This is a genomic window from Catellatospora chokoriensis, from assembly GCF_011297315.1.
Taxonomy (GTDB): domain Bacteria; phylum Actinomycetota; class Actinomycetes; order Mycobacteriales; family Micromonosporaceae; genus Catellatospora; species Catellatospora citrea.
Genome location: NZ_JAAOTI010000049.1, coordinates 1 through 20819 on the forward strand (window position 1 = coordinate 1; position 20819 = coordinate 20819).

A 20819-nucleotide genomic window follows, 5' to 3' on the forward strand; every position below is an offset into this window, starting at 1 on the left:
TCTCCACCCTGGTCACCGGCCTGGCCCCCCTGCTGCCCCCCAAGCGCCCCACCCGCGCCCCCCGCGTCCCCACCCCCCGCACCCCCGCCGAAAAACGCACCGCCGCCTGACCCGCCCCTCCCTCCGCGTTGATCATGAACTTATGGCAGGGCTCGGCGGCGTGTCGCTGCCACAACCTCATGATCAACTAGTCGGTCGGTCCGGCGGCAGGCCAGGGTGGCGCGGGTGGTGGTGTGGGCTACCCGGGGCGGAGGTGCGCGCGGCGGGAACGGCCCCGGCGGTTAATGTGGCCCCCATGCCCGCTGTGCTCTCCACCGCGACGACCGTCGTCGCCCTGCTGCTGGCCGCCCTCGCCCTGCTGGCGGCGGCGCGCGACCGAGCCCCGGACCGCCTGCAGCTGATCGGCACCGTGGTGGTCAGCGTCGCCGCGGTGCTGCTGGTCGGCGCGGCGGTGGCGAGCTGGATCGGTGGTCACTCGCCGCGGGAGACCACGACCTTCCTCGGGTACGCCCTGACGATGGTGCTCCTGCCCGCGGGCGCCTGGATCGTCGGCAAGATGGAGCCCACCCGCTTCGGCAGCGTGATCATCGGGGTGGCCGCGCTCATCGTGCCCGTGCTCGTGCTGCGCATCGGGCAGGTGTTCGGTGCCTAAGCCGGTCAACACCGGCCTCGGCCGGGTCCTCGTCTTCGTGTACGGCCTGTTCGCCGTCGCCGCCACCTGCCGCGCGAGCGTGCAGATCATCATGAAGTTCGGCGAGGCCCCGGTCTCGTACCTGCTCAGCGCGCTGGCCGCGGTGCTGTACATCGTCGCCACCGTGGGCCTGGTGCGCGGCGACGCGGGCGGCCGCCGGCTGGCGCAGGCCTGCTTCACCGTCGAACTGGTCGGCGTGCTCGCCGTCGGCACGCTCAGCGTGCTCGCCCCGCAGGACTTCCCGGACGCCACCGTCTGGTCCGGCTTCGGCGAGGGCTACGGCTACCTGCCGCTCGTGCTGCCCGTGCTCGGCCTGATCTGGCTGCGCCGCAAGGCTCCCGTCACCGCGTCCTGATATCGAGCAACCTCGCACCCGCCGGCCCGTGTTCAAGGGGCGGAGCGAGGGGGCGGGATGGCGAAGGACGTCGAAGGGTTCCATGAGTACGTCGCGGACCGCCTGGAGAGATGGCGGCGCACGGCGTACCTGCTGAGCGGCGCACAGTCGGCATATACGCCCCCGACGGCGCCTCGATCACCCTGCGCGCGGAAGGCCCGCTGGCCACCCGCCTCCCCGCGGACCACCTGACCCACCTGGCCGAAGCCTGCTCCCCTGACCCTGACCCCCTGATCACGACGATCTTGCGCGAACGGTTGGCGTTTTGCCCGGTACGAGTGTGTCGTACCCACTGTTCGCGCAAGATCGTCGCGATCTGGAAGGGGGCGGCGGGTCAGCGGAGGTTGCGGAGGAAGGCGGCGGTCACGGGGACGGCGGTTTCGCTGGGCTTGACGCCGTCCTCGACGAAGACGGCGAAGGCGATGTCGCCCTGCCAGCCGATGAACCACGCGTGGGTGTGCGCGGGGTTGTCGTCGTACTCGGCCGTGCCGGTCTTGCCGAAGACGGCGCCGCCGGGGGCGTCCTTGAGGGCGGTGGCGGTGCCCGCGGTGACGACCTCGCGCATCATGGCGCGCAGCGGGTCGACGGTGGTCGGCTTGAGGGCCGGGCCGTCGGCGGCGGGCTTGGCGGGGACCGGGTCGAGCAGGAGTACCGGCTGCTTCCACTGGCCGCGGGCGATCGCGGCGGCGACGCCGGCCATGGCGACCGGGCTGACGATGGTCTGGCCCTGGCCGAAGATGGCCGCGGCCAGCTCGGTGGCGCTGCCGCCGGCGGAGACCCGGCCGGTGAACGCGGGCACGCCCAGGTCCCAGGTCTGGCCCAGGCCGAGCGCGGTGCCGGCGTTGAGCAGGCCGTCAGGGCCCAGCTGCGGGGCCAGCGAGGCGAACGCGGTGTTGCAGGACTTGGCGAAGTCCGTGTGGAACGGGACGTTGCCCAGTTCCAGGAAGTTCGAGTTCTTGAACTGGCGGCCCTCGACGGTGAGGAACTTCGGGCACGGCACGATCTGGTTGGCGGTCACCTTGCCGGCGTCGAGCAGGCCGTACGCGGACACGGCCTTGAAGGTCGAGCCCGGCGGGACCTGCGCGGTGAGGGCGAGGTTGTCCGCGCCGCTGTTGGCCACCGCGACGAGCCGGCCGTCGCTGATCCGGATCGCCACCATCGCGCTGCGCTGCTTGACCGTGGCGAGCGCCTTCTCGGCCGCGATCTGCGCCTTCTGGTCGATGGTGAGCTGGAGCTTCTGGCCGTCCTTCTTGTCGACCTTGTAGAGCGGAGTGTCCTGGACGGTGCCGTCGGAGGCCTTGCGGCTGGACACCACGCTCAGGCCGGCGGTGCCGCGCAGGCGGTCGTCGTAGGTGCGCTGGATGCCGCCGAGGCCGGCCTGGTCGCCGACCTGGTAGACGCCCGGCTTGCTGTCCATGATCTCCTTGGTCACCGGCCCGACCGTGCCGAGCAGTGCCCGCGCGAACGTGCGGGTCGGCGAGAGCAGCCACTCCTCCTCGCGGAACTGCACTCCCCGGTCCATCAGCGCGCGCAGGCGGTCCCGGATCGGCTCGTAGATCTCCCGGCGCAGGGTCACGATCTCGACCAGCGCGTCGGGCTTGGCCTCCTTCACCCGGGCGGGCAGCTTGGCCAGGTCGTCCGTGCTCACGTCGTACGCGCCCGACGTGAAGATCGTGGTCAGCTCCTTGACCAGCGCGTCGATGTCCTTGACCTTCTGCGGCTCGATGCCGATCACGACGACCGGCCGCGGCCGGACGAGCTCAGCGCCGGTGCCGTCGAAGACGCCGGCGCGGGCCGGGGCCAGCCGGCGCACGGCCAGCTCGTCGCCCTTGGTCAGCTTCTCGTGCACGATCGCCGGCTCCCAGACGACCTGCCAGCTGTCCTTGGCCTTGGTCATCCGGACCGTGGTCGTGTACTCCCAGACGGTCTTGTCCGGCAGCGGCTGGGCGACCTTGACCTGGGTGGTCGCCAGGTTCTGGCTCACCGCCGGGGCCTGCTTGGTCAGCGTCGGGGGCGTGTCCCGGAAGACGCCCTCCAGTGCCCGCAGCTCGGTCTTGACGGTGTCGGCGGCGACACCCTGGCCGGTCGGGTTGACGAAAGTGACCTTGTCGTAGGTCCCCGTGCGCCAGCCGGCCAGGAACGCGTCGAGCATGGGCTCGGGCCCGTCGTCCTTCGAGCAGGCGGCAAGTGCGGGGAACAGCAGCGACATCGCCACCAGAGAGAGGACAATCTTGGGACGGCGTACCTTCGAGCGCAGAGCCATGCGGGCATTCTGCCGCAACGGCAGCGCCGGTGTGGCACCAGCGCTGTCCGGCACCGGACTCGAACGGTGCCCACGTGGGCGGCCCCCGAACGAGTGCCTGGCCGGGGGTGCTGACTAGGCTGGGGTCGACGACGGGACGGCCCCTGCAACGGCCCGTCCCACCAACGACCCACAGCGCGGTGGGCGAAGGGGAGTGGCTTTTCATGGAGTCTGGCGGCGCAATCGTCGGCGGCAGCGCTTCCGCCGATGTCGAAGCCGGTGCGAGCGGCGACACCATCCGGAATGAGGGTGTGCCGCAAGCGCACCCGGACGACCTGGACGACAGCGATCTCGACGAGCCGCTGCCCAACGGCGAGCGCCTGATCGCGGCCGCGGTCGCGCTGGCCGCCGGCGGCAGCCCCGACACCCCGAGCCTGGCCGACGACCGGCTGGCCGAGGCGCAGCTCGTGCAGCGGTACTGGCGATTCGCCCCGGACGAGGAACTCGTCGACCTGACCCCGGCCCGCCTCGTCGAGGCCGCCCGTGCCCACCGGGAGCTGGCCGCGTCGCGCATGCCCGGCGAGCTGAAGCTGCGCCTGTCGCTGTCCCAGGAACCGCGCCACACCGTCGTGGAGGTCGTCACCGACGACATGCCGTTCCTGGTCGACTCGGTCACCGCGGCGCTGTCCGCGCGCAAGGACGTGCAACTGCTGGTGCACCCGGTGATGGTGGTGCGCCGCGACGAGCAGGGCAACCTGCTCGAGGTCTGCGCCGAGGTCGAGCCGGACGACGCCATTCCCGGCGATCTGGTCGAGAGCTGGATGCGGATCGAGGTCGGCGCCATCCGCGACGACGCGGAGCTGGCACACCTGCGGGCCGACCTGGAGCGGGTGCTCGGCGACGTGCGCCGGGCGGTCGAGGACTGGCCGCGCATGCGGGCCCAGGCGCTCGCGCTGGCCGACGAGATCTCCGGGGCCGAGCTGCCGGTGCCCGACCGCGACATCACCGACTCGGTCGAGCTGCTGCGCTGGCTCGCCGACCACCACTTCACCTTCCTCGGCTACCGCGAGTACGAGCTGGTCCACGTGCCCGGCGCGGCCGGCAGCGAGACCGACCTGATGCGCGCCGTGCCCGGCACCGGCCTGGGCATCCTGCGCGACGATTCGTCGTCCACGGCCCGCACCCTGGAGTCGATGACGCCGGAGGCGCAGCACAAGGCGCTGGAGAAGCGCCTGCTGGTGATCACCAAGGCGAACTCGCGGGCCACCGTGCACCGCTCGGCCTACCTGGACTACATCGGCTTCAAGATGTTCGACGCCGAGGGCAACGTCGCCGGCGAGCGCCGCTTCCTGGGCCTGTTCTCGTCGGCGGCTTACCGCACCAGCGTGCGGGACCTGCCGGTGATCCGCCGCAAGGTGGACAACGTGCTGGACCGCTCCGGCCTGTCCGCGCGCAGCCACTCCGGCAAGGACCTGCTGGAGATCCTGGAGACCTACCCGCGCGACGAGCTGTTCCAGATCAGCACCGACGACCTGTACCAGGCCGTGACCGGGGTGCTGCGCATGGCGGGCCGCCGCCAGCTGCGGCTGTTCCTGCGCCGCGACGGCTACGGCCGGTTCATCTCCTGCCTGATCTACCTGCCGCGGGACCGGTTCACCACCGCGCACCGGCTGGCCATGCAGGACATCCTGCTGCGCGAGCTGAACGGCGTCGGCGTCGACTACACCACCCGGGTCAGCGAGTCCAACCTGGCCCGCATCCACTTCATCGTGCGCACCGACCCGAACGACCCGCCCGGCGAGGTGGACGCCGACGCGCTCGCCGAGATGCTGGGCGACGCCACCCGCAACTGGGACGACGACTTCCGGCTGGTGCTGGAGCGCAAGGTCGGCGACGAGCAGGCCCGGCTGCTGGCCGCGCGGTACACCGACGCGCTGCCGGAGACCTACAAGGACGGGCACCTGCCCTACGAGGGCGCGCAGGACCTGGCCAAGCTGGAGCTGCTGGACGAGCCCGGCCAGCTGGAGATGCACCTGTTCCGGCGGCGCTTCACGGCCGGCTCGGGCAGCATCGTCGAGGCCACCACGCCCGGCAACGACGTGCGGTTCAAGGTCTACCGGCACGGCGAGCCGATGCTGCTGTCGGCGGTGCTGCCGGTGCTGCACTCGCTGGGCGTGCGGGTCACCGACGAGCGGCCGTACGAGGTGCGCCGCGACGACGCGACCGTGTTCGTGTACGACTTCGGCCTGCAGCTGCCCGCGGGCGCGCGAGACCTGGCCGAGGTGCGCGCACACGTGGAGAACGCCTTCGCCGCCGCGTGGCGGGGTGAGGCCGAGGTCGACGGCTTCAACGAGCTGGTGCTGCGGGCGGGCCTGACCTGGCGGCAGGTCGTGGTGCTGCGGGCGTACGCCAAGTACCTGCGCCAGGCCGGCACGGTCTTCGCGCAGGAGTCCATGGAGGCGACGTTCACGGCATACCCGCAGATCGCGGCGATGCTGGTGGCGCTGTTCGAGACCCGGTTCAACCCGAAGCTGCAGCTGAGCGACGCCGAGCGCAGCAGCCAGGCCAAGGAGCTGATCTCGGCGATCGGCCGCCAGCTGGAGTCCGTGTCGAGCCTCGACCAGGACCGGATCCTGCGCAACTACCTGACGCTGATGCAGGCCACGCTGCGTACGTCCTTCTTCCAGAAGGCGGCGGACGGGCGGCCGAAGTCCTACATCGCGTTCAAGCTGGACCCGCAGGCGATCCCGGACCTGCCCGCGCCGCGGCCCAAGTTCGAGATCTTCGTGTACTCGCCCCGGTTCGAGGGCGTGCACCTGCGCTTCGGCGCGGTGGCCCGGGGCGGGCTGCGCTGGTCGGACCGCCGCGACGACTTCCGGACCGAGGTGCTGGGCCTGGTCAAGGCGCAGATGGTCAAGAACGCCGTGATCGTGCCGGTCGGCGCGAAGGGCGGGTTCGTGCTCAAGCAGGCCCCCGCCGCCGGTGACCGTGACGCGCTGCAGGCCGAGGGCGTGGCCTGCTACAAGCGGTTCATCTCGGCGCTGCTGGACATCACCGACAACCTCGACGCGGGCAAGATCGTGCCGCCGGCCGACGTGGTCCGGCACGACGGCGACGACCCGTACCTGGTCGTGGCCGCGGACAAGGGCACCGCGACGTTCTCCGACATCGCCAACGAGATCTCCGCGTCGTACGGGTTCTGGCTGGGTGACGCGTTCGCCTCCGGCGGCTCGGCGGGCTACGACCACAAGGGCATGGGCATCACCGCCCGGGGTGCCTGGGAGTCGGTCAAGCGCCACTTCCGCGACCTGGGCCAGGACACCCAGACCGAGGACTTCACCGTCGTCGGGGTGGGTGACATGTCCGGTGACGTGTTCGGCAACGGGATGCTGCTGTCCGAGCACATCCGGCTGGTCGCCGCGTTCGACCACCGGCACATCTTCCTCGACCCGAACCCGGACGCGGCGGCATCGTTCGCCGAGCGGGCCCGGATGTTCGCGCTGCCCCGCAGCTCGTGGGCCGACTACGACCCCACGCTGATCTCCGAGGGCGGCGGCGTGCACCCGCGCACCGCCAAGTCGATCCCGGTCACGCCGCAGGTCCGCGCCGCGCTCGGGCTGGCGGACACGGTGACCGCGATGAGCCCGGCCGAGCTGATGAAGGCCATCCTGCTCGCCCCGGTCGACCTGCTGTGGAACGGCGGCATCGGGACTTACGTCAAGGCGACGACGGAGTCGCATGCCGAGGTCGGTGACAAGGCCAACGACGCGATCCGGGTCAACGGCGGGCACCTGCGCGCCCGGGTCGTCGGCGAGGGCGGCAACCTCGGCCTGACCCAGGCCGGACGCATCGAGTACGCCCGCAGGGGCGCGCAGGGCGCGGGCGGCCGGATCTTCACCGACTTCATCGACAACACGGCCGGTGTCGACTGCTCCGACCACGAGGTCAACATCAAGATCCTGCTGGGCGCGGACCCCGACCTCACCCTCGAAGCCCGCAACGAGCTGCTGGCCAGCATGACCGACGAGGTCGCCGCACTGGTGCTGCGTGACAACTACGGCCAGGCCACGGCGCTGGGCAACGCCCGCGCGCAGACCCTGTCCCTGCTCCCGGTGCACCGCCGGCTCCTCACCGAGCTGGAGCGCTCCGGCCGGCTGGACCGGGCCCTGGAGGGCCTGCCCACCGATGAGGAGCTGGTGGCTCGCTCCGAGAACGGCGAGGGCCTGTCCACGCCCGAGTTCGCCGTGCTCATGGCGTACGTGAAGATCGCGCTGGAGGAGGAGATCGTCCACTCCGACCTGCCCGACGACGCGTGGACCGCGCAGACCATGGCCGACTACTTCCCGACGCCGCTGCACGGCATGAGCCGGCAGATGGCCGAGCACCGGCTGCGCCGCGAGATCGTCACCACGGTGCTGGTCAACGAGACCGTCAACCGGGGCGGCATCACGTTCGTGCACCGTACGGTCGAGGAGACGGGCGCGTCCGCCGCGGACGTGCTGCGGGCTTTCGAGATCGTGTGGGAGGTCTTCAACCTGCCCGCGCTGTGGGCGGCCGTGGAGGCGACCGACAACCGGGTGCCGACGGCCGCGCAGACCGCGGTCTACCTGAAGGCCCGCCGGCTCATGGACCGGGCGGTGCGCTGGCTCATCCAGAACCGGCGCTCGCCGCTCGACGTGCCCGGCGAGATCGCCCGGCTCAAGCCCGGCGTGTCCGCGCTGGCTCCGCGCATGAAGGAGATGTTCCTGGGCGCGGAGCGCGAGGGCATCGCCGAGCACGAGGCGGAGCTGGTCGGCCTGGGCGCGCCGCAGGACCTGGCCGAGTGGGGCGCCCGCACGCTGTACAGCTTCGCCCTGCTGGACGTGGTCGAGGTCGCCTCCGCGACCGGCCGCGACCTCGACGAGGTCGCCGGGGTCTACTTCGTCCTCTCCGAGCGTTTCCGCGTCGACGAGCTGCTGACGAAGATCTCGATGCTGCCCCGCGACGACCGCTGGCAGACCCTGGCCCGCATGGCCCTGCGCTACGACCTCTACGCGGCCCTGGCGGCCCTGACCGGCGAGGTCCTGGCGGCTTCCCCGTCCGGCACCGCCCAGGAGCGCGTGGCCCAGTGGGAGCAGCGCAACGCCGCCACGATCGCCCAGGCCCGCAAGTCCATCGCCGAACTCGAGGGCATCAAGGCCGACCTGGCCCCCCTCTCCGTCCTCCTCCGCCAGATCCGCACCCTGGTCCGCACCGCCGCCGCCTAACCCCCGGCCCACACCCCCAAGATCGCGACGATCTTGCGTGGACTGTGGGGATGACACGCCCTAACCGGGCATATCCTCAACAGCTCGAGCAAGATCGTCGCGATCTTGGGGTATGGGGCGGGGGTCAGGCGAAGAAGGTTTTGGCGCGGGTCAGGGCTGGGGTGTCGGTGGTGATGTCGCCGGGGCGGTTGCCGTAGCCCAGGAGGGCGCCGCCCCAGGTCATCTTCAGGTACTCGGCGGACAGGCGCAGGGTGCCGACGAGCGGGTCGGCGGTGGTCTGGTCGGTGTCGCTGAGCACGCTGACCGTCCACAGTGTCTTGCCGCGCATCCGGGCCTTGAAGTCGGCACCGGGCACGCGGAGCCAGCCCGCCCAGTGGTCGAGGTAGAGCTTGGCGGACGCGGACACGCTGTACCAGTACAGCGGCGAGACGATGACCAGGTTGTCGGTGGTCAGGGTGGCGTCGAGCAGGATCTTCTCGGCACCCACGGGCTGGGGGTAGACGCCGTCGCCGGCGTGCCGGACGTCGTCGAACGGGGCCAGTGGCAGCTCGCGCAGGTCGAGCCAGGTCTGGGCGGCGTGCGCGGGCAGTTCGGCGGCGGCCGCGCGGGCCAGCGTCTCGGTGTTGCCGCCCTCCCGCGCCCCGGCGAGCAGGAAGAGGTAGGTGCTGGGGTCGTCGTGCGGCACGGCCGGGTCTCCCGTCGGAAATGATTCATGCCCACGCATTAAATGCGTGAGCATGAATACTGCCATCGGGTCGGACCGGCGGTCCAGTCCGGGTCGGAGTGGCGCCGGTTACGAGGCGAGGCCCAGGATCTCGGCGGCGGCGCGGCCGTTGGCGTGGCTCGCGCCGTACGTGGTGACGAAGGCCTTCACGCCGTTCGGCCGCCACCCGGCGGGCCAGCCCATCTCCACCACGGCCAGCGGGTGCACCGCGGCCAGCTGCTCGGCCAGGGACCGGGCGGCGGGGTTGCGGTGGGTGTGCCGCCCGACGAGCACGATGGGCCGCCCGGCGGCGGCGTCGATGAGTGCGCCGGCGCTGGTCTCGTCGGCGGCCACGGCCAGCTGCGGGGTGCCGTCGAGGTGCGGGGACAGGCCCCACGGCACCGCGCCCTCGGCGATGGTGTGCCCGGCCCGCAGCTGCACCACGAACGGCTGCTCGAAGCCGGTCAGGCTGCCCTCGACGCTCACCGCGCGCCGCGCCGCGTCGTAGCCCAGCCGCGGGGTGAGCTCGATCTCCTCGATCCCGTGCGTCCAGGCGGCCAGCGCCTGGTTGCGCGCGACGGCCTGCTCGACCCGGGAGACAGGCAGCGTGCCGTCGGCGATCGCGCCCGCGATGGCGGCGGCGACGTGCTCGGTGATCTCCAGGTCGATGTCGGCGCCCAGGCACAGCAGGTCCGCACCCGCTGCCAGGGCTCGTACCGCCGCCGGGCCGATGCCGCCCGCGGCCCGTGCCGCGCCCTGCATCTCCAGCGCGTCGGTGACCACGCAACCGGTGTAGCCGTACTCCTTGCGCAGCACGTCCACGAGCAGCGTCTCGCTGAACGTGGCCGGGTCGTCGCCGGTGATCGCGGGCACCCGGATGTGCGCCGTCATGATCGCCTTGGTGCCCGCCGCGATGACGGCCGCGAACGGGGGCAGCTCGCGGTCGCGCAGCAGCTGCGGGGACACGTCGACGGTCGGCAGTTCGAGGTGGGAGTCGGCGACGGTCGCGCCGTGCCCGGGGAAGTGCTTGGCGCAGGCGGCCACGCCGGCCTGCTGGAGGCCGACCACGGCCGCGGCGGCGTGCGCGGCGACCCGGACCGGGTCCGCGCCGAACGAGCGGGTGCCGATGACCGGGTTGTCCGTGGCGGTGTTGACGTCGACGGTCGGCGCGAGGTTCAGGTTGATCCCGACCTCGGCCAGCTCGCGCCCGATCGAGTGGTACACGCGGCGGGTCAGGTCCAGGTCGCCGATCGCGCCCAGCGCCGCGTTGCCCGGGTACGGGCTGCCGGTGCGGTGGGCCAGCCGGGTGACGTCGCCGCCCTCCTCGTCGATGGCGATCAGGGTGTCGCGGCGCGCGGCGCGCAGCTGCGCGGTGAGCCCGGCGAGCTGCACCGGCTCGGCCACGTTGAACCCGAACAGCGTGTAGCCGGCCAGGCCTTCGCCGAGCAGGCGGGTGGCCCAGTCGGGGGCGGTGTGGCCCGGGAACGCGGCGAGCATGGTGCGCAGTGCCAGCCGGCGCAGACCTGGATCAGTGGTCACGGTGTCCTCCGCTTCGACCCGACTTGGTGGTGGGCCCTTCGGCCAGTGTGTCGGGTCTTGCCATCCATAGTGGTTTTGTGCGTGTAGGCCGTAGGCTACGGCCGTACCGGTTAAGGTAACCCAATCTAATAAGAAACTTTACTAAAAGCCAGCGCGCGCCGATACCCGGTGTTGCTGCATGCCGAACTCTAGGATGACGCACCATGGCCGCAGTTTCCCAACCCGGCACCCCTCGACTGCTCCGCGCGCTGAACGACCGCGCCGCGCTCGAGCTGCTGCTGGCCCGGGGCCCGCTCACCCGTTCCCAGCTCGGCGAGCTGACCGGACTCTCCAAGGTCACCGCCTCCCAGCTGGTCGAGCGACTGGAGGAGCGCGGCCTGGTGCGCCGGGTCGGCGAGCAGGCAGGGGGCCGCGGGCCCAACGCGCAGCTCTACAACGTCGCCCCGAACAGCGCCTACGTGGTGGGCGTCGAGGTGGGCGACGAGCACGTGGTGGCCGCCTGCGCCGACATCACCGGCGCGGTGGTGGGCCGGGTGGAGGTCTCCACCAAGCCCGACGCGAACGGCGGCGGCGAGGACCCGGTCCGGCTGGTGCACAACGCCGTCGTCCAGGCGGCCGAGCAGGCCGGCGCCCAGCTCGGCGACGTGCGCCGCATCGTGCTGGGCACCCCCGGTCTGGTCGACCCGAACACCGGCGACATCGTCTTCGCCTTCAACCTGCCCCGCTGGCAGCGCGGCCTCGCCGCGGCGCTGCGCGACGACCTGCACACCACGATCGTGTTCGAGAACGACGTGAACCTGGCCGCCGTCGCCGAGGCCCACGCGGGCGCCGCTCGCGAGGTCGGCGACTTCCTGCTGGTCTGGATCGGCCAGGGCACCGGTCTGGCCGTCATGCTCGGCGGCCGGCTGCACCGCGGCACCTCCGGCGCGGCGGGCGAGATCGGCTACCTGCCGGTGCCCGGCGCGGAGATCCCGCGCGAGGTCAGCCGGCGCGGCAAGGGCGCCTTCCAGCAGGTGGCCGGCGCGGACGCGGTCCGCCAGGTGGCTCGCGAACACGGCTTCCGGGCTGGCACCGCGGCCGAGGCGGTCAAGGCCGCCATCGCCGCCGGCACCAAGGGCGGCCCGGTGCTCGACGAGGTCGCCCGGCGGCTGGCACTGGGTGTGGCCGCGTCCTGCATCGTGCTCGACCCGCCGCTGGTCGTGCTGGCCGGCGAGGTCGGCGCGGCGGGCGGCACGCCGCTGGCCGAGCGCGTGCAGCACGAGGTCGCCGCGATCAGCCCGGTGGCCCCGCGGGTCGTGGTGACCGGCGTCGCCGACGAACCCGTGCTCCAGGGTGCGCTGCTCACCGCCCTCGACGCCGTCCGCGACGAGGTCTTCGGTTCCACCGTCGACTGAGACCCGGATCGTGTGAAGCGAGGGGGATGAGATCGGCTCATCCCCCTCGCTCCCGTCGACGGGGTCAGATCAGGTCGCGGCGGCGGAAGTTCGTGAACGCGGCGGCGAGCAGGGCGGCCGTGAGACCCGCCAGGACCATGCCGCCACTGAGCCGGGTGATCACCAGGTCGCCCGAGCCGTCCAGGCCGGACCAGTACTTCAGGTCGCCGCTGACGAAGGCGGACAGGTAGCTGGACAGGAAGTACGGGTCGTACGGCAGCATGCCGCCGATCTCGAAGACGATGCGCCCGCCCGCCTCCCAGATCAGGAAGTAGCCGACCGCGATGCCCAGCGCGGCCGCCGTGTGCCTGGCCAGGGTGGCCAGCGCGAAGGCGCACGCCGCGGAGGCCGTCGAGAGCGCGATGCCGCGCCCGCACAGCCCGGCGAGCTCGGCCCAGAAGGCCGCGTCGACGTCGCCGGTCCAGCCCGAGGTGTATGCGATCAGATAGAACGCACCCACGTAGAGCACCGTGAACAGGGCGGAGAACAGCGCTACGCTGCCGGTCAGCGCGGCGAGCTTGGCCCCGAGGACCGGGGCGCGCTGCGGTCGCCACAGCAGCAGGTTGGTGATGCCGCCGCTGCTCATCTCGGCCCCGATGAACGACGCCGCGATCACGAAGGCGAAGAAGCTGAGATACACCGCCAGGAAGACGGTCAGGCTCCGGATCTCCAGCTCGAACACGAACGCGTCCTCGAGGTAGTGCCAGTCCCGGACGTCGGCCGGGTCGCCCGCGGCGTCGCAGCCCTCGGTGAACGTATCCTCCGCGGCCTCCCGGTCCTGCCGAAACGCCTCCTCGCACTTGTTCTTGAACTCGACCAGGCTCGCGCGCCGTTCCGCAGCGGACCGCTCCGCGGAGGCCCAGGCCTCGCTGCCAGGGCTCGCCGAACTGGCCAGCGTGGTCGCGGCAGTGATCCCGAAGACGGCGAGCAGGCCGATCACCATGACATGGGTGAACCGCCGTGCCAGCAGCCGGCTCACCTCAGCACGCACCAGGTTCATGCCTTCTCCTCGCTTCGCTCGTCGGCGGCATTTCCGAGCCTGCTGATTCGCTCGCGGAGCTCGCTCATGCTTGATCCTCGCTTCGCGCGTCGAGGTCGATGACGTTGTCCGCGGGTGGGCGGCGGCGCGTCGGCACCGCGACCTGCGGCGGGGCGTCGGGGACGGGCCGGGTGCCGGTGAGGTCCAGGAAGACGCTCTCCAGGTCGGGCGTGAGCGGGGTGAGCTCGGTCAGCCAGAGACCGGCCCGGCCGAGCGCCTCACTGATCGCGGCCGGGCCGCTGACGCCGCCGACGAACAGGGCGCCGTCGGCCGTGCGCACCGTCGCACCCACCGCCCGCAGCAGCTCCGCGGCCTGCTCGGTGTCGGCGACCCGGACCAGGTGCTCGCCGGTGTCGTGACCGGCCAGCACCACCGACACGGGGCCGTGGGTGACCCGCCGGCCGCGGTCGATGATGGTGACCGAGTCGCAGACCTGCTCGATCTCGGACAGCAGGTGGCTGGAGAGCAGCACGGTGACGCCCTGTGCGGCGAGGTCGCTCATCAGGGTGCGCATGGCGTGGATGCCGGAGGGGTCCAGCCCGTTCGCGGGCTCGTCCAGGATCAGCAGTTCCGGCCGTTTGAGCAGGGCGGACGCGACGGCGAGCCGCTGGCGCATGCCGAGCGAGTACACCTTGACCGGCTCGTCGGCGCGGTCGCGCAGGCCGACCGTGGTCAGCGCCTCGTCCACCCGGCCGCGGGGCAGCCCGCCCGCGGTGGCCAGCAACTGGAGGGTCTTGCGCCCGCTGAACGGGGTGAAGAAGGCCGGGCTCTCCACGATCGCGCCGACCCGGTGGGCCACCTCGCCGAACCGGGCGCTGGGCGTGTCCAGGATCCGCATCTCGCCCTCGTCGGGCCGCAGCAGGCCGAGCAGCGTACGCAGGGTGGTGGTCTTGCCCGAGCCGTTGGGCCCGAGGAATCCGTGGACCTGGCCCTTCTCGACGTACATGTCGAATCCGTCGAGCGCGGTCTTCTCCTCGCGCCACAGGCTGTGGAATGTCTTGCACAGCCCGCTGATCTCGATCACGGCGGTCACAGTGCCTCCCCCATCGGTCCGTGTGCCGCCACACCGTATGCGATCCGGCGGCGTTCATGGGGCCCCGGTCGCTGCCGAACTGTGATCTGGCTGGCAGGTCTGCACCCCGGCGGGGGCGGCCGTGATTGGATATCGGCTGTGTCAGGACTGCACCGCGTCGCCCAGAACGTCCACGAGGTCAACCAGGCCGTCGCCCCGGACGACCCCGATCTCGTGGTCGCCGCCGAAGGCGTCGACGTCGTACGGGAGGGCAAGCACCTGCTGCGGGACATCTCGTGGCGGGTCGAGCTGGACGAGCGCTGGGTGGTGCTCGGCCCCAACGGGGCGGGCAAGACGACGCTGCTGCACCTGGCCGCGGGCCGCGCGCACCCGACCAAGGGCGCGGTGTACGTGCTCGGCGAGCGCATCGGCCGCGTCGACATGCACGAGCTGCGCACCCGGATCGGGCTGTCCACGGCGGCGCTGGCCGAGCGGGTGCCCCCGGGCGAGCTGGTCCGCGACGTGGTGGTCACCGCGTCCTGGTCGGTGGTGGGCCGCTTCAACGAGTCCTACGACCCGATGGACGAGGCCCGAGCCGCCGAGCTGCTCGACGAGTGGGGCATGGCCGGGTTGGCCCAGCGCCAGTACGGCACGCTCTCCGAGGGCGAGCGCAAGCGCACCCAGATCGCCCGCGCTCTGATGACCGACCCCGAGCTGCTGCTGCTGGACGAGCCCGCGGCCGGGCTGGACCTGGGCGGCCGGGAGGACCTGGTGGCGCGGCTGTCCGAGCTGGCCGCCGACCCGGACGCGCCAGCGCTGGTGCTGGTGACGCACCACGTGGAGGAGATCCCGCCGAGCTTCACGCACGCGCTGCTGCTGCGGGAGGGCGGCATCGTCGCGGCCGGGCCGATCCCGGAGACGATCACGTCGGACAACCTGTCGGCGACGTTCGGCCTGGCCCTGGAGGTCACCTCGGTGGAGGGCCGCTTCACCGCCCGCGCCCGCTGAGGCTTCCGCCGGGTGTACATCGACTCCGGCGTGTCGCGTTTCGGGACGCTCAAGCGTCCCGAAACGCGACACGTGCCGGCCGAATACCGGCGGGACGCACTCGTCGGCGCGCATCATGTGCCCGCAGCTGGGTGGAACCGGCACCGGGCTTGCCACGACCGGTCAGGATCGTAGGTATGCGCACGCTCCTGAACATCCTGTGGTTCATCTTCGGCAGCGGCTTCCTGCTGGCCATCGCGTACGGCCTGGCGGGCATCATCTGCTTCGTCCTGATCGTGACCATCCCGTTCGGCGTCGCCTCGTTCCGGCTCGCCCGGTACGCGCTGTGGCCGTTCGGGTACACCATCGTGGAGAAGCCCAGCGCGGGGCTCGCCTCCACGCTGGCGAACATCGTCTGGCTCATCGTGGCCGGCTGGTGGCTGGCGCTGGTGCACATCGTCACCGGCATAGCGCAATGCATCACGCTGATCGGCATCCCGTTCGGCATCGCCAACTTCAAGCTGGTGCCCGCCGCGCTGTGGCCGCTCGGCCGGGAGATCGTCGAACGCCCCTGACCGTCGTGCCGCGGCCGGCCCGTCACGGACCTGGGACGGGCCGGCCGAGCGGCGTCACCGGTCCTGTTCCAGGGCGCGCTGGATCGAGCGGTAGATGCGGCCGAAGCGCGACTCGTCAGCCACGCGCAGCAGGAGCAGCTCGCGGCCGCGCCACACCGCCCAGATCTCGTGCATGGAGATGCCCTGGTCGTAGCTGTGGTCGAGGCGGTGCAGGGTCCACTCCAGCGCGGGTCCGGCCAGGCCGACCAGCAGCACCACGATCGCCAGCGGCACCAGCACCCGGCCCGCCGCGCCGGGGTCGCCGACGGTGGCGGCGACCAGGTAGATGAGCCCGAGCAGGGCCAGCACCGCACCGACCACGACGCCCGCGTTGAGGGCGCCGCGTCCGGCCAGCCGGCGCATGGACCGCGGATCTGCGGTGATCTCGCGGTGCCAGACGTACTCCAGATCCTCGAGCCGGAAGACGCGGTCGTGGATGTGGATCGCGGTCGAGGTGACTTCGACCGCGGGATCGCGGTAATAGACGATCATCGCAGCCTCCGGCCCTCACCGTAGGCGATGCACGCAAACCGCCTAAGCTCGTCCTATCGGCACTCGATGAGGAGGCAGCGGTGGGCGAGTTCGTGAACGTGGAAGTCGACGCAGGCATCGGCACCATCCGGTTGGAACGCCCACCGATGAACGCGCTCAACGCCCAGGTGCAGGAGGAGCTGCGGGCCGCCGCGCAGGCCGTGACGGCCGACAGCCGCATCGCCGCCGTCGTCGTCTACGGCGGACCCAAGGTCTTCGCGGCCGGCGCCGACATCAAGGAGATGGCGGACATGTCGTACGTGGACATGTCGGCCCGTGCCGGTGCGCTGAGCAGCGCCTTCGACGCCGTCGCGCGCATCCCGAAGCCGGTCGTCGCGGCGATCACCGGCTACGCCCTCGGTGGCGGCTGCGAGCTGGCGCTCGCGTGTGACTGGCGGGTCGTGGCCGAGGACGCCAAGCTCGGCCAGCCCGAGATCAAGCTGGGCATCATCCCCGGCGCCGGCGGCACCCAGCGGCTGGCGCGCCTGATCGGCCCGGCCAAGGCCAAGGACATCATCTTCTCCGGCCGTATGGTCGACGCGGAGGAGGCGCTGGAGATCGGGCTCGCCGACCGGGTGTGCGCCGCGGACATGGTGTACGACCAGGCCAAGGCCCTGGTCGCCGGTTACGTGAACGGTCCCGCGCAGGCGCTGAAGGCGGCCAAGCTGGCCATCGACGGCGGCCTGGACCGCGACCTCGCGGCCGGTCTGGCCTGGGAGTCGCAGCTGTTCGCGGCGCTGTTCGCGACCGAGGACCGGCGCGAGGGCATGACCGCGTTCGTGGAGCGCCGCCAGCCGAAGTTCATCGGCCGCTGAGACTGTCCCGACCGGGTTCCCTGCCCAGTGCCTGTCCCACCTCGGCGCGCCGCCGGGTCACGCGCGGCGCGCCGGGCACCCCGCCCGACGAGTTTGTGAGTCCTCTTCATATTTTCTCGCGTGCTGGATAGGCTCCCGGCACACGAAGGGACACGGTCATGGCTGAGACCTCTGACAGTGCAGTTTCCGGCCACGGTGGGCAGCTCGCGCTGGCCGCGTTGCAGGCCGCGGGCGTACGCGAGATGTTCACCCTCTCCGGCGGGCACGTCTTCCCGCTGTACGACGCGGCCCATCAGACCGGCTTCCCGCTCTACGACGTGCGGCACGAGCAGACCGCCGTGTTCGCCGCCGAGGCGGTCGCCAAGCTGCAGCGCCGTCCCGGCGTGGCGGTGCTCACCGCCGGTCCCGGTGTCACCAACGGTGTCTCCGGTCTGACCAGCGCCTTCTTCAACGCCGCGCCGGTGCTGGTGCTCGGCGGCCGGGCCCCGCAGTTCCGCTGGGGCTCCGGGTCGCTGCAGGAGATCGACCACCTGCCGATCGTCGCGCCGGTCACCAAGCACGCCGCCACCGTCACGTCCACCGACGACATCACCTCGGCCGTGACCACCGCGCTGGAGCACGCGCTCGCCCCGCACCGCGGGCCGTCCTTCCTGGACCTGCCGCTGGAGGTCGTCTTCAGCACCGGCGACGGCAAGGCGGTCGCGCCGCAGGTCGAGGTGCTGGAGCCGGACCCGGACCTGGTCGAGCAGGCCGCCCGCCTCGTCGCGGGGGCGCAGCGCCCGGTGATCATCGCGGGCTCCGACGTGTACGGCGGGGACGCGACGCAGGCGCTGCGGGCCGCTGCCGAGGCGCTGACCGTGCCGGTCTTCGCCAACGGCATGGGCCGCGGCTCGCTGCCGCCGAGCCACCCGCTGGCCTTCGCCAAGTCCCGCCGCAAGGCCCTGGACGGGGCCGACGTGGTCGTCGTGGTGGGCACCCCGCTCGACTTCCGGCTCGGCTTCGGTGACTTCGGCGCGGCCCGGGTCGTGCACGTCGTCGACGCGCCGAGCCAGCGCGCCCAGCACGTCTCCGTCGCCGTCTCGCCCGCGGGCGACCTGCGCACGATCCTGTCCGGGCTGGCCGCGTACGCCGGAGACCGGGTCGATCACACCGACTGGGTGGCCACGCTGCGCGCCGCCGAGCAGGCCCAGGCCGCCAAGCACGAGCTGGAGATGCAGGCCGACACCGAGCTGATCAAGCCGGCCCGGGTCTACGGAGAGCTGCGCAAGGTGCTGGCGGCGGACGCGGTGACCATCGGCGACGGCGGCGACTTCGTGTCGTACGCCGGGCGTTACCTGGAGCCCTCGGTGCCGGGCAGCTGGCTGGACCCGGGGCCGTACGGCTGCCTCGGCACCGGCATGGGCTACGCGATGGGTGCCCGGGTCACCTACCCCGACCGCCAGATCTGCGTGCTGATGGGCGACGGCGCGGCCGGCTTCTCGCTGATGGACGTCGAGTCCCTGGTGCGCCAGCAGCTGCCGGTGGTCATGGTCGTCGGCAACAACGGCATCTGGGGCCTGGAGAAGCACCCCATGCGCGCCATGTACGGCTACGACGTCGCCGCCGACCTGCAACCCGGCCTGCGCTACGACGACGTGGTCAAGGCCCTGGGCGGTGGCGGCGAAACCGTGGCCAAGGCCGCCGACCTCCCCGCCGCGCTGGCCCGCGCCTTCTCCGCCGGCGTCCCCTACCTCGTCAACGTCATCACCGACCCCGACGACGCCTACCCCCGCTCCGCCAACCTCGCCTAGCAAAGGAAGGGCACCTTCACATCGCTATGCGATGTAGAAGGTGCCCTTCTTAACGCCTGTCCGGCGGGAGGGCAGGCCGGGAGCGGCGCGTCACCTGCGGAAGACGAACCAGTCGACGTTGACGAAGTCGGCCGGCTGGCCGCTGGAGAAGCTCAGGAACACGGTGTGCCGGCCGGTGACGGCGCCGACGTTGCCGGGCACCTCCCGGAAGCTGCTCCATCCGCCCGTGTTGGCCAGCGAGAAGCTGCCGATCGGGCCATTGCTCAGGCTGTCGACCCGGACCTCGACCGTGCCGCTGACCCCGCTCGCCGCACCGGAGGACACCCGGGCGAGGAAGTCCTTCGGCGCGGTGCTGCCGAAATCGACGTTGTCGTAGCGGGCCCAGTCGCCGCCCGCGATGTAGCCGATCTGGTCGCTGCCGGGCACGATCCCGTACTGGGCGTTGTACGACTCCGCCTGGATCGTGCTGTACGCGCTGCGCGTCCCGCTGCTCGACGTCGGTGCGGGCGAGCTCGGGGCCGCCGTCGGAGTCGAGCCGCCGCCGCCCTTGGTGTACACGGCGACGTAGTCGACGAGCATCGGCACCCCGGACCTGGTGCCGCTGGTCGGCGTGGAGTAGCCGGCCACGCCGTTCGGGAACGCGCCGCCCATGGCGACGTTGAGCAGGATGAAGTAACCCTCGTGGCTGGTCATGTTCGACCAGTACGAGCCGACCTGGTTCTGCGTCACGGAGAAGAACTGCACCCCGTCGACGTACCAGCGCAGCACCTGCGGGCTCACGCCGGTGTCCCACTCGATCGCGTACGTGTGGAAGTTGCCCTGGCAGTTGTTGTTCGGGCAGGCGCGGGTCGCGCCGAGGCCGTTGGTCTCGTTGCAGGGACCGCCCGGGTTGACGCCGCAGTGCAGGGTGCCCCAGACCTGGTTCATGCCGTTGACGTTCTCCATGATGTCGAGCTCGCCGATACCGGGCCAGTTCCAGTAGTTGCCCCGGTAGGGCGAGCCCAGGGCCCAGAACGCGGGCCAGTAGCCCATGGCCGAGCTGCCGGTGACGTTCGGCATGGCGATGCGGCCCTCGATGCGCAGCACCCCGCCGGACGGCGGTTTGAAGTTCGTCCGCTTGGTCTCGATGCGGGCCGACGTCCACTGACCGGAGCTGCTCCTGATCGGAGTGATCTTCAGGTTGCCCGAGCCGTCCAGGCTGATGTTCTGCGTGCTGGTGGTGTAGGTCTGGATCTCGCCGGTGCCGAAGTTGGCCGGGCCGTTGGGGTACTGCGTGCCGGTGGTGAAGATCCAGTTGTTGGAGGACGGCAGGGTGTTGGCCGATCCGGTGAAGTCGTCGCTCCACTGGAGCGTCCAGCCCGACGGCGTGGCCGGGACCGAGGCGTTGGCCTCGACGCTGATCGTGGTGGCGGCGACGAGGACGGCCGCGGCGGCGACACCGGCGAGGACGGCATGCCGGCGGCGCTGAGCGGGAATCGGCGCGCGGGCGGGCGCCGGTCGAGCGGGGGTCACGGGGAACCTCCATCAAGGAATGATGTTCCGCGGCCGCCGGGCGGCAGTCGCGGAGAGAGCGCTCTCACGTTTTGTAGACGGCTCGCACCGCGGCTGTCAATGCCTCGGATCCTGCTAATGTTACCGGTCACCTTGTTTACAAATCTGACCATGGCGTATGGCCGACGCGCTCTTTCGGAGAGCGCTCTCTGATTCTGGATCCCGGTTCTGCGACGGTTGCCGATCGGGCTGAGCGGGACGCGGGCGTCGCCGTGGCTCTGGCGGCATCGGG

General features: G+C 71.6%; 15 protein-coding genes. 8 read left to right on the forward strand and 7 right to left on the reverse strand.

Going from position 1 to position 20819, the window contains the following annotated elements; all coding sequences use genetic code 11:
* The first annotated feature begins 295 nt into the window (after nucleotides 1–295).
* Both HAV39_RS40550 and HAV39_RS40555 read left to right on the forward strand, forming a co-directional pair.
* Nucleotides 296–652: a hypothetical protein gene (locus HAV39_RS40550; RefSeq protein WP_191844394.1), complete on the forward strand. Its 357-nt coding sequence runs from the start codon at nucleotides 296–298 to the stop codon at nucleotides 650–652.
* Complete coding sequence (locus HAV39_RS40555) at nucleotides 645–1046, forward strand: hypothetical protein (protein WP_120318382.1); 402 nt, start codon at nucleotides 645–647, stop codon at nucleotides 1044–1046. Before HAV39_RS40550 ends, HAV39_RS40555 begins: the two co-directional genes overlap by 8 nt.
* Nucleotides 1047–1419: 373 nt before the next feature.
* Here HAV39_RS40555 and HAV39_RS40560 read toward each other — a convergent pair whose 3' ends face one another.
* The gene (locus HAV39_RS40560; protein ID WP_191844395.1) at nucleotides 1420–3348 is read right to left on the reverse strand and encodes a penicillin-binding transpeptidase domain-containing protein; all 1929 of its coding nucleotides are present in this window, start codon (nucleotides 3346–3348) and stop codon (nucleotides 1420–1422) included.
* 203 nt (nucleotides 3349–3551) lie between these two features.
* Between HAV39_RS40560 and HAV39_RS40565 the strand changes: the two genes are divergently transcribed.
* A complete protein-coding gene (locus HAV39_RS40565) occupies nucleotides 3552–8573 on the forward strand; it encodes an NAD-glutamate dehydrogenase (protein ID WP_191844396.1) in 5022 nt (1673 codons plus the stop codon).
* A 124-nt stretch (nucleotides 8574–8697) separates the two neighbouring features.
* Here HAV39_RS40565 and HAV39_RS40570 read toward each other — a convergent pair whose 3' ends face one another.
* Nucleotides 8698–9258 carry an NAD(P)H-dependent oxidoreductase gene (locus HAV39_RS40570; RefSeq protein ID WP_239120245.1) on the reverse strand — a complete coding sequence of 187 codons (561 nt, stop codon included), beginning with the start codon at nucleotides 9256–9258 and terminating at the stop codon, nucleotides 8698–8700.
* 108 nt (nucleotides 9259–9366) lie between these two features.
* Entirely contained in the window at nucleotides 9367–10815 is a 1449-nt protein-coding gene (locus tag HAV39_RS40575) for a glycoside hydrolase family 3 protein (protein WP_191844398.1), read from the reverse strand.
* Nucleotides 10816–11018: 203 nt separating this feature from the next.
* Here HAV39_RS40575 and HAV39_RS40580 point away from each other — a divergent pair, with 203 nt between their 5' ends.
* Nucleotides 11019–12209 (forward strand): ROK family transcriptional regulator, encoded by a 1191-nt coding sequence (locus HAV39_RS40580; RefSeq protein ID WP_120318387.1) that lies wholly within the window; start codon nucleotides 11019–11021, stop codon nucleotides 12207–12209.
* A gap of 64 nt (nucleotides 12210–12273) precedes the next feature.
* On the opposite strand, the gene HAV39_RS40585 is transcribed toward HAV39_RS40580, so the two are convergent.
* Together HAV39_RS40585 and HAV39_RS40590 are read right to left on the reverse strand one after the other, a co-directional pair.
* Entirely contained in the window at nucleotides 12274–13248 is a 975-nt protein-coding gene (locus tag HAV39_RS40585; protein WP_191844399.1) for a nucleoside/nucleotide kinase family protein, read from the reverse strand.
* A gap of 64 nt (nucleotides 13249–13312) precedes the next feature.
* The gene (locus HAV39_RS40590) at nucleotides 13313–14320 is read right to left on the reverse strand and encodes an ATP-binding cassette domain-containing protein (RefSeq protein ID WP_191844400.1); all 1008 of its coding nucleotides are present in this window, start codon (nucleotides 14318–14320) and stop codon (nucleotides 13313–13315) included.
* A 138-nt stretch (nucleotides 14321–14458) separates the two neighbouring features.
* Between HAV39_RS40590 and HAV39_RS40595 the strand changes: the two genes are divergently transcribed.
* Nucleotides 14459–15307, forward strand: coding sequence for an ABC transporter ATP-binding protein (locus HAV39_RS40595; RefSeq protein ID WP_373311613.1), 849 nt, complete (start codon nucleotides 14459–14461; stop codon nucleotides 15305–15307).
* A gap of 176 nt (nucleotides 15308–15483) precedes the next feature.
* Nucleotides 15484–15861 carry a YccF domain-containing protein gene (locus tag HAV39_RS40600; RefSeq protein WP_191844402.1) on the forward strand — a complete coding sequence of 126 codons (378 nt, stop codon included), beginning with the start codon at nucleotides 15484–15486 and terminating at the stop codon, nucleotides 15859–15861.
* Between the two features lie 54 nt (nucleotides 15862–15915).
* Here HAV39_RS40600 and HAV39_RS40605 read toward each other — a convergent pair whose 3' ends face one another.
* Nucleotides 15916–16392 (reverse strand): DUF6232 family protein, encoded by a 477-nt coding sequence (locus HAV39_RS40605; protein WP_191844403.1) that lies wholly within the window; start codon nucleotides 16390–16392, stop codon nucleotides 15916–15918.
* Between the two features lie 80 nt (nucleotides 16393–16472).
* Here HAV39_RS40605 and HAV39_RS40610 point away from each other — a divergent pair, with 80 nt between their 5' ends.
* Together HAV39_RS40610 and HAV39_RS40615 are read left to right on the forward strand one after the other, a co-directional pair.
* Complete coding sequence (locus HAV39_RS40610) at nucleotides 16473–17246, forward strand: enoyl-CoA hydratase-related protein (protein WP_191844404.1); 774 nt, start codon at nucleotides 16473–16475, stop codon at nucleotides 17244–17246.
* Between the two features lie 158 nt (nucleotides 17247–17404).
* Nucleotides 17405–19036 (forward strand): acetolactate synthase, encoded by a 1632-nt coding sequence (locus HAV39_RS40615; protein ID WP_191844405.1) that lies wholly within the window; start codon nucleotides 17405–17407, stop codon nucleotides 19034–19036.
* Between the two features lie 90 nt (nucleotides 19037–19126).
* Here HAV39_RS40615 and HAV39_RS40620 read toward each other — a convergent pair whose 3' ends face one another.
* Nucleotides 19127–20548 carry a carbohydrate-binding protein gene (locus HAV39_RS40620; protein ID WP_373311614.1) on the reverse strand — a complete coding sequence of 474 codons (1422 nt, stop codon included), beginning with the start codon at nucleotides 20546–20548 and terminating at the stop codon, nucleotides 19127–19129.
* Nucleotides 20549–20819 lie beyond the last annotated feature (271 nt).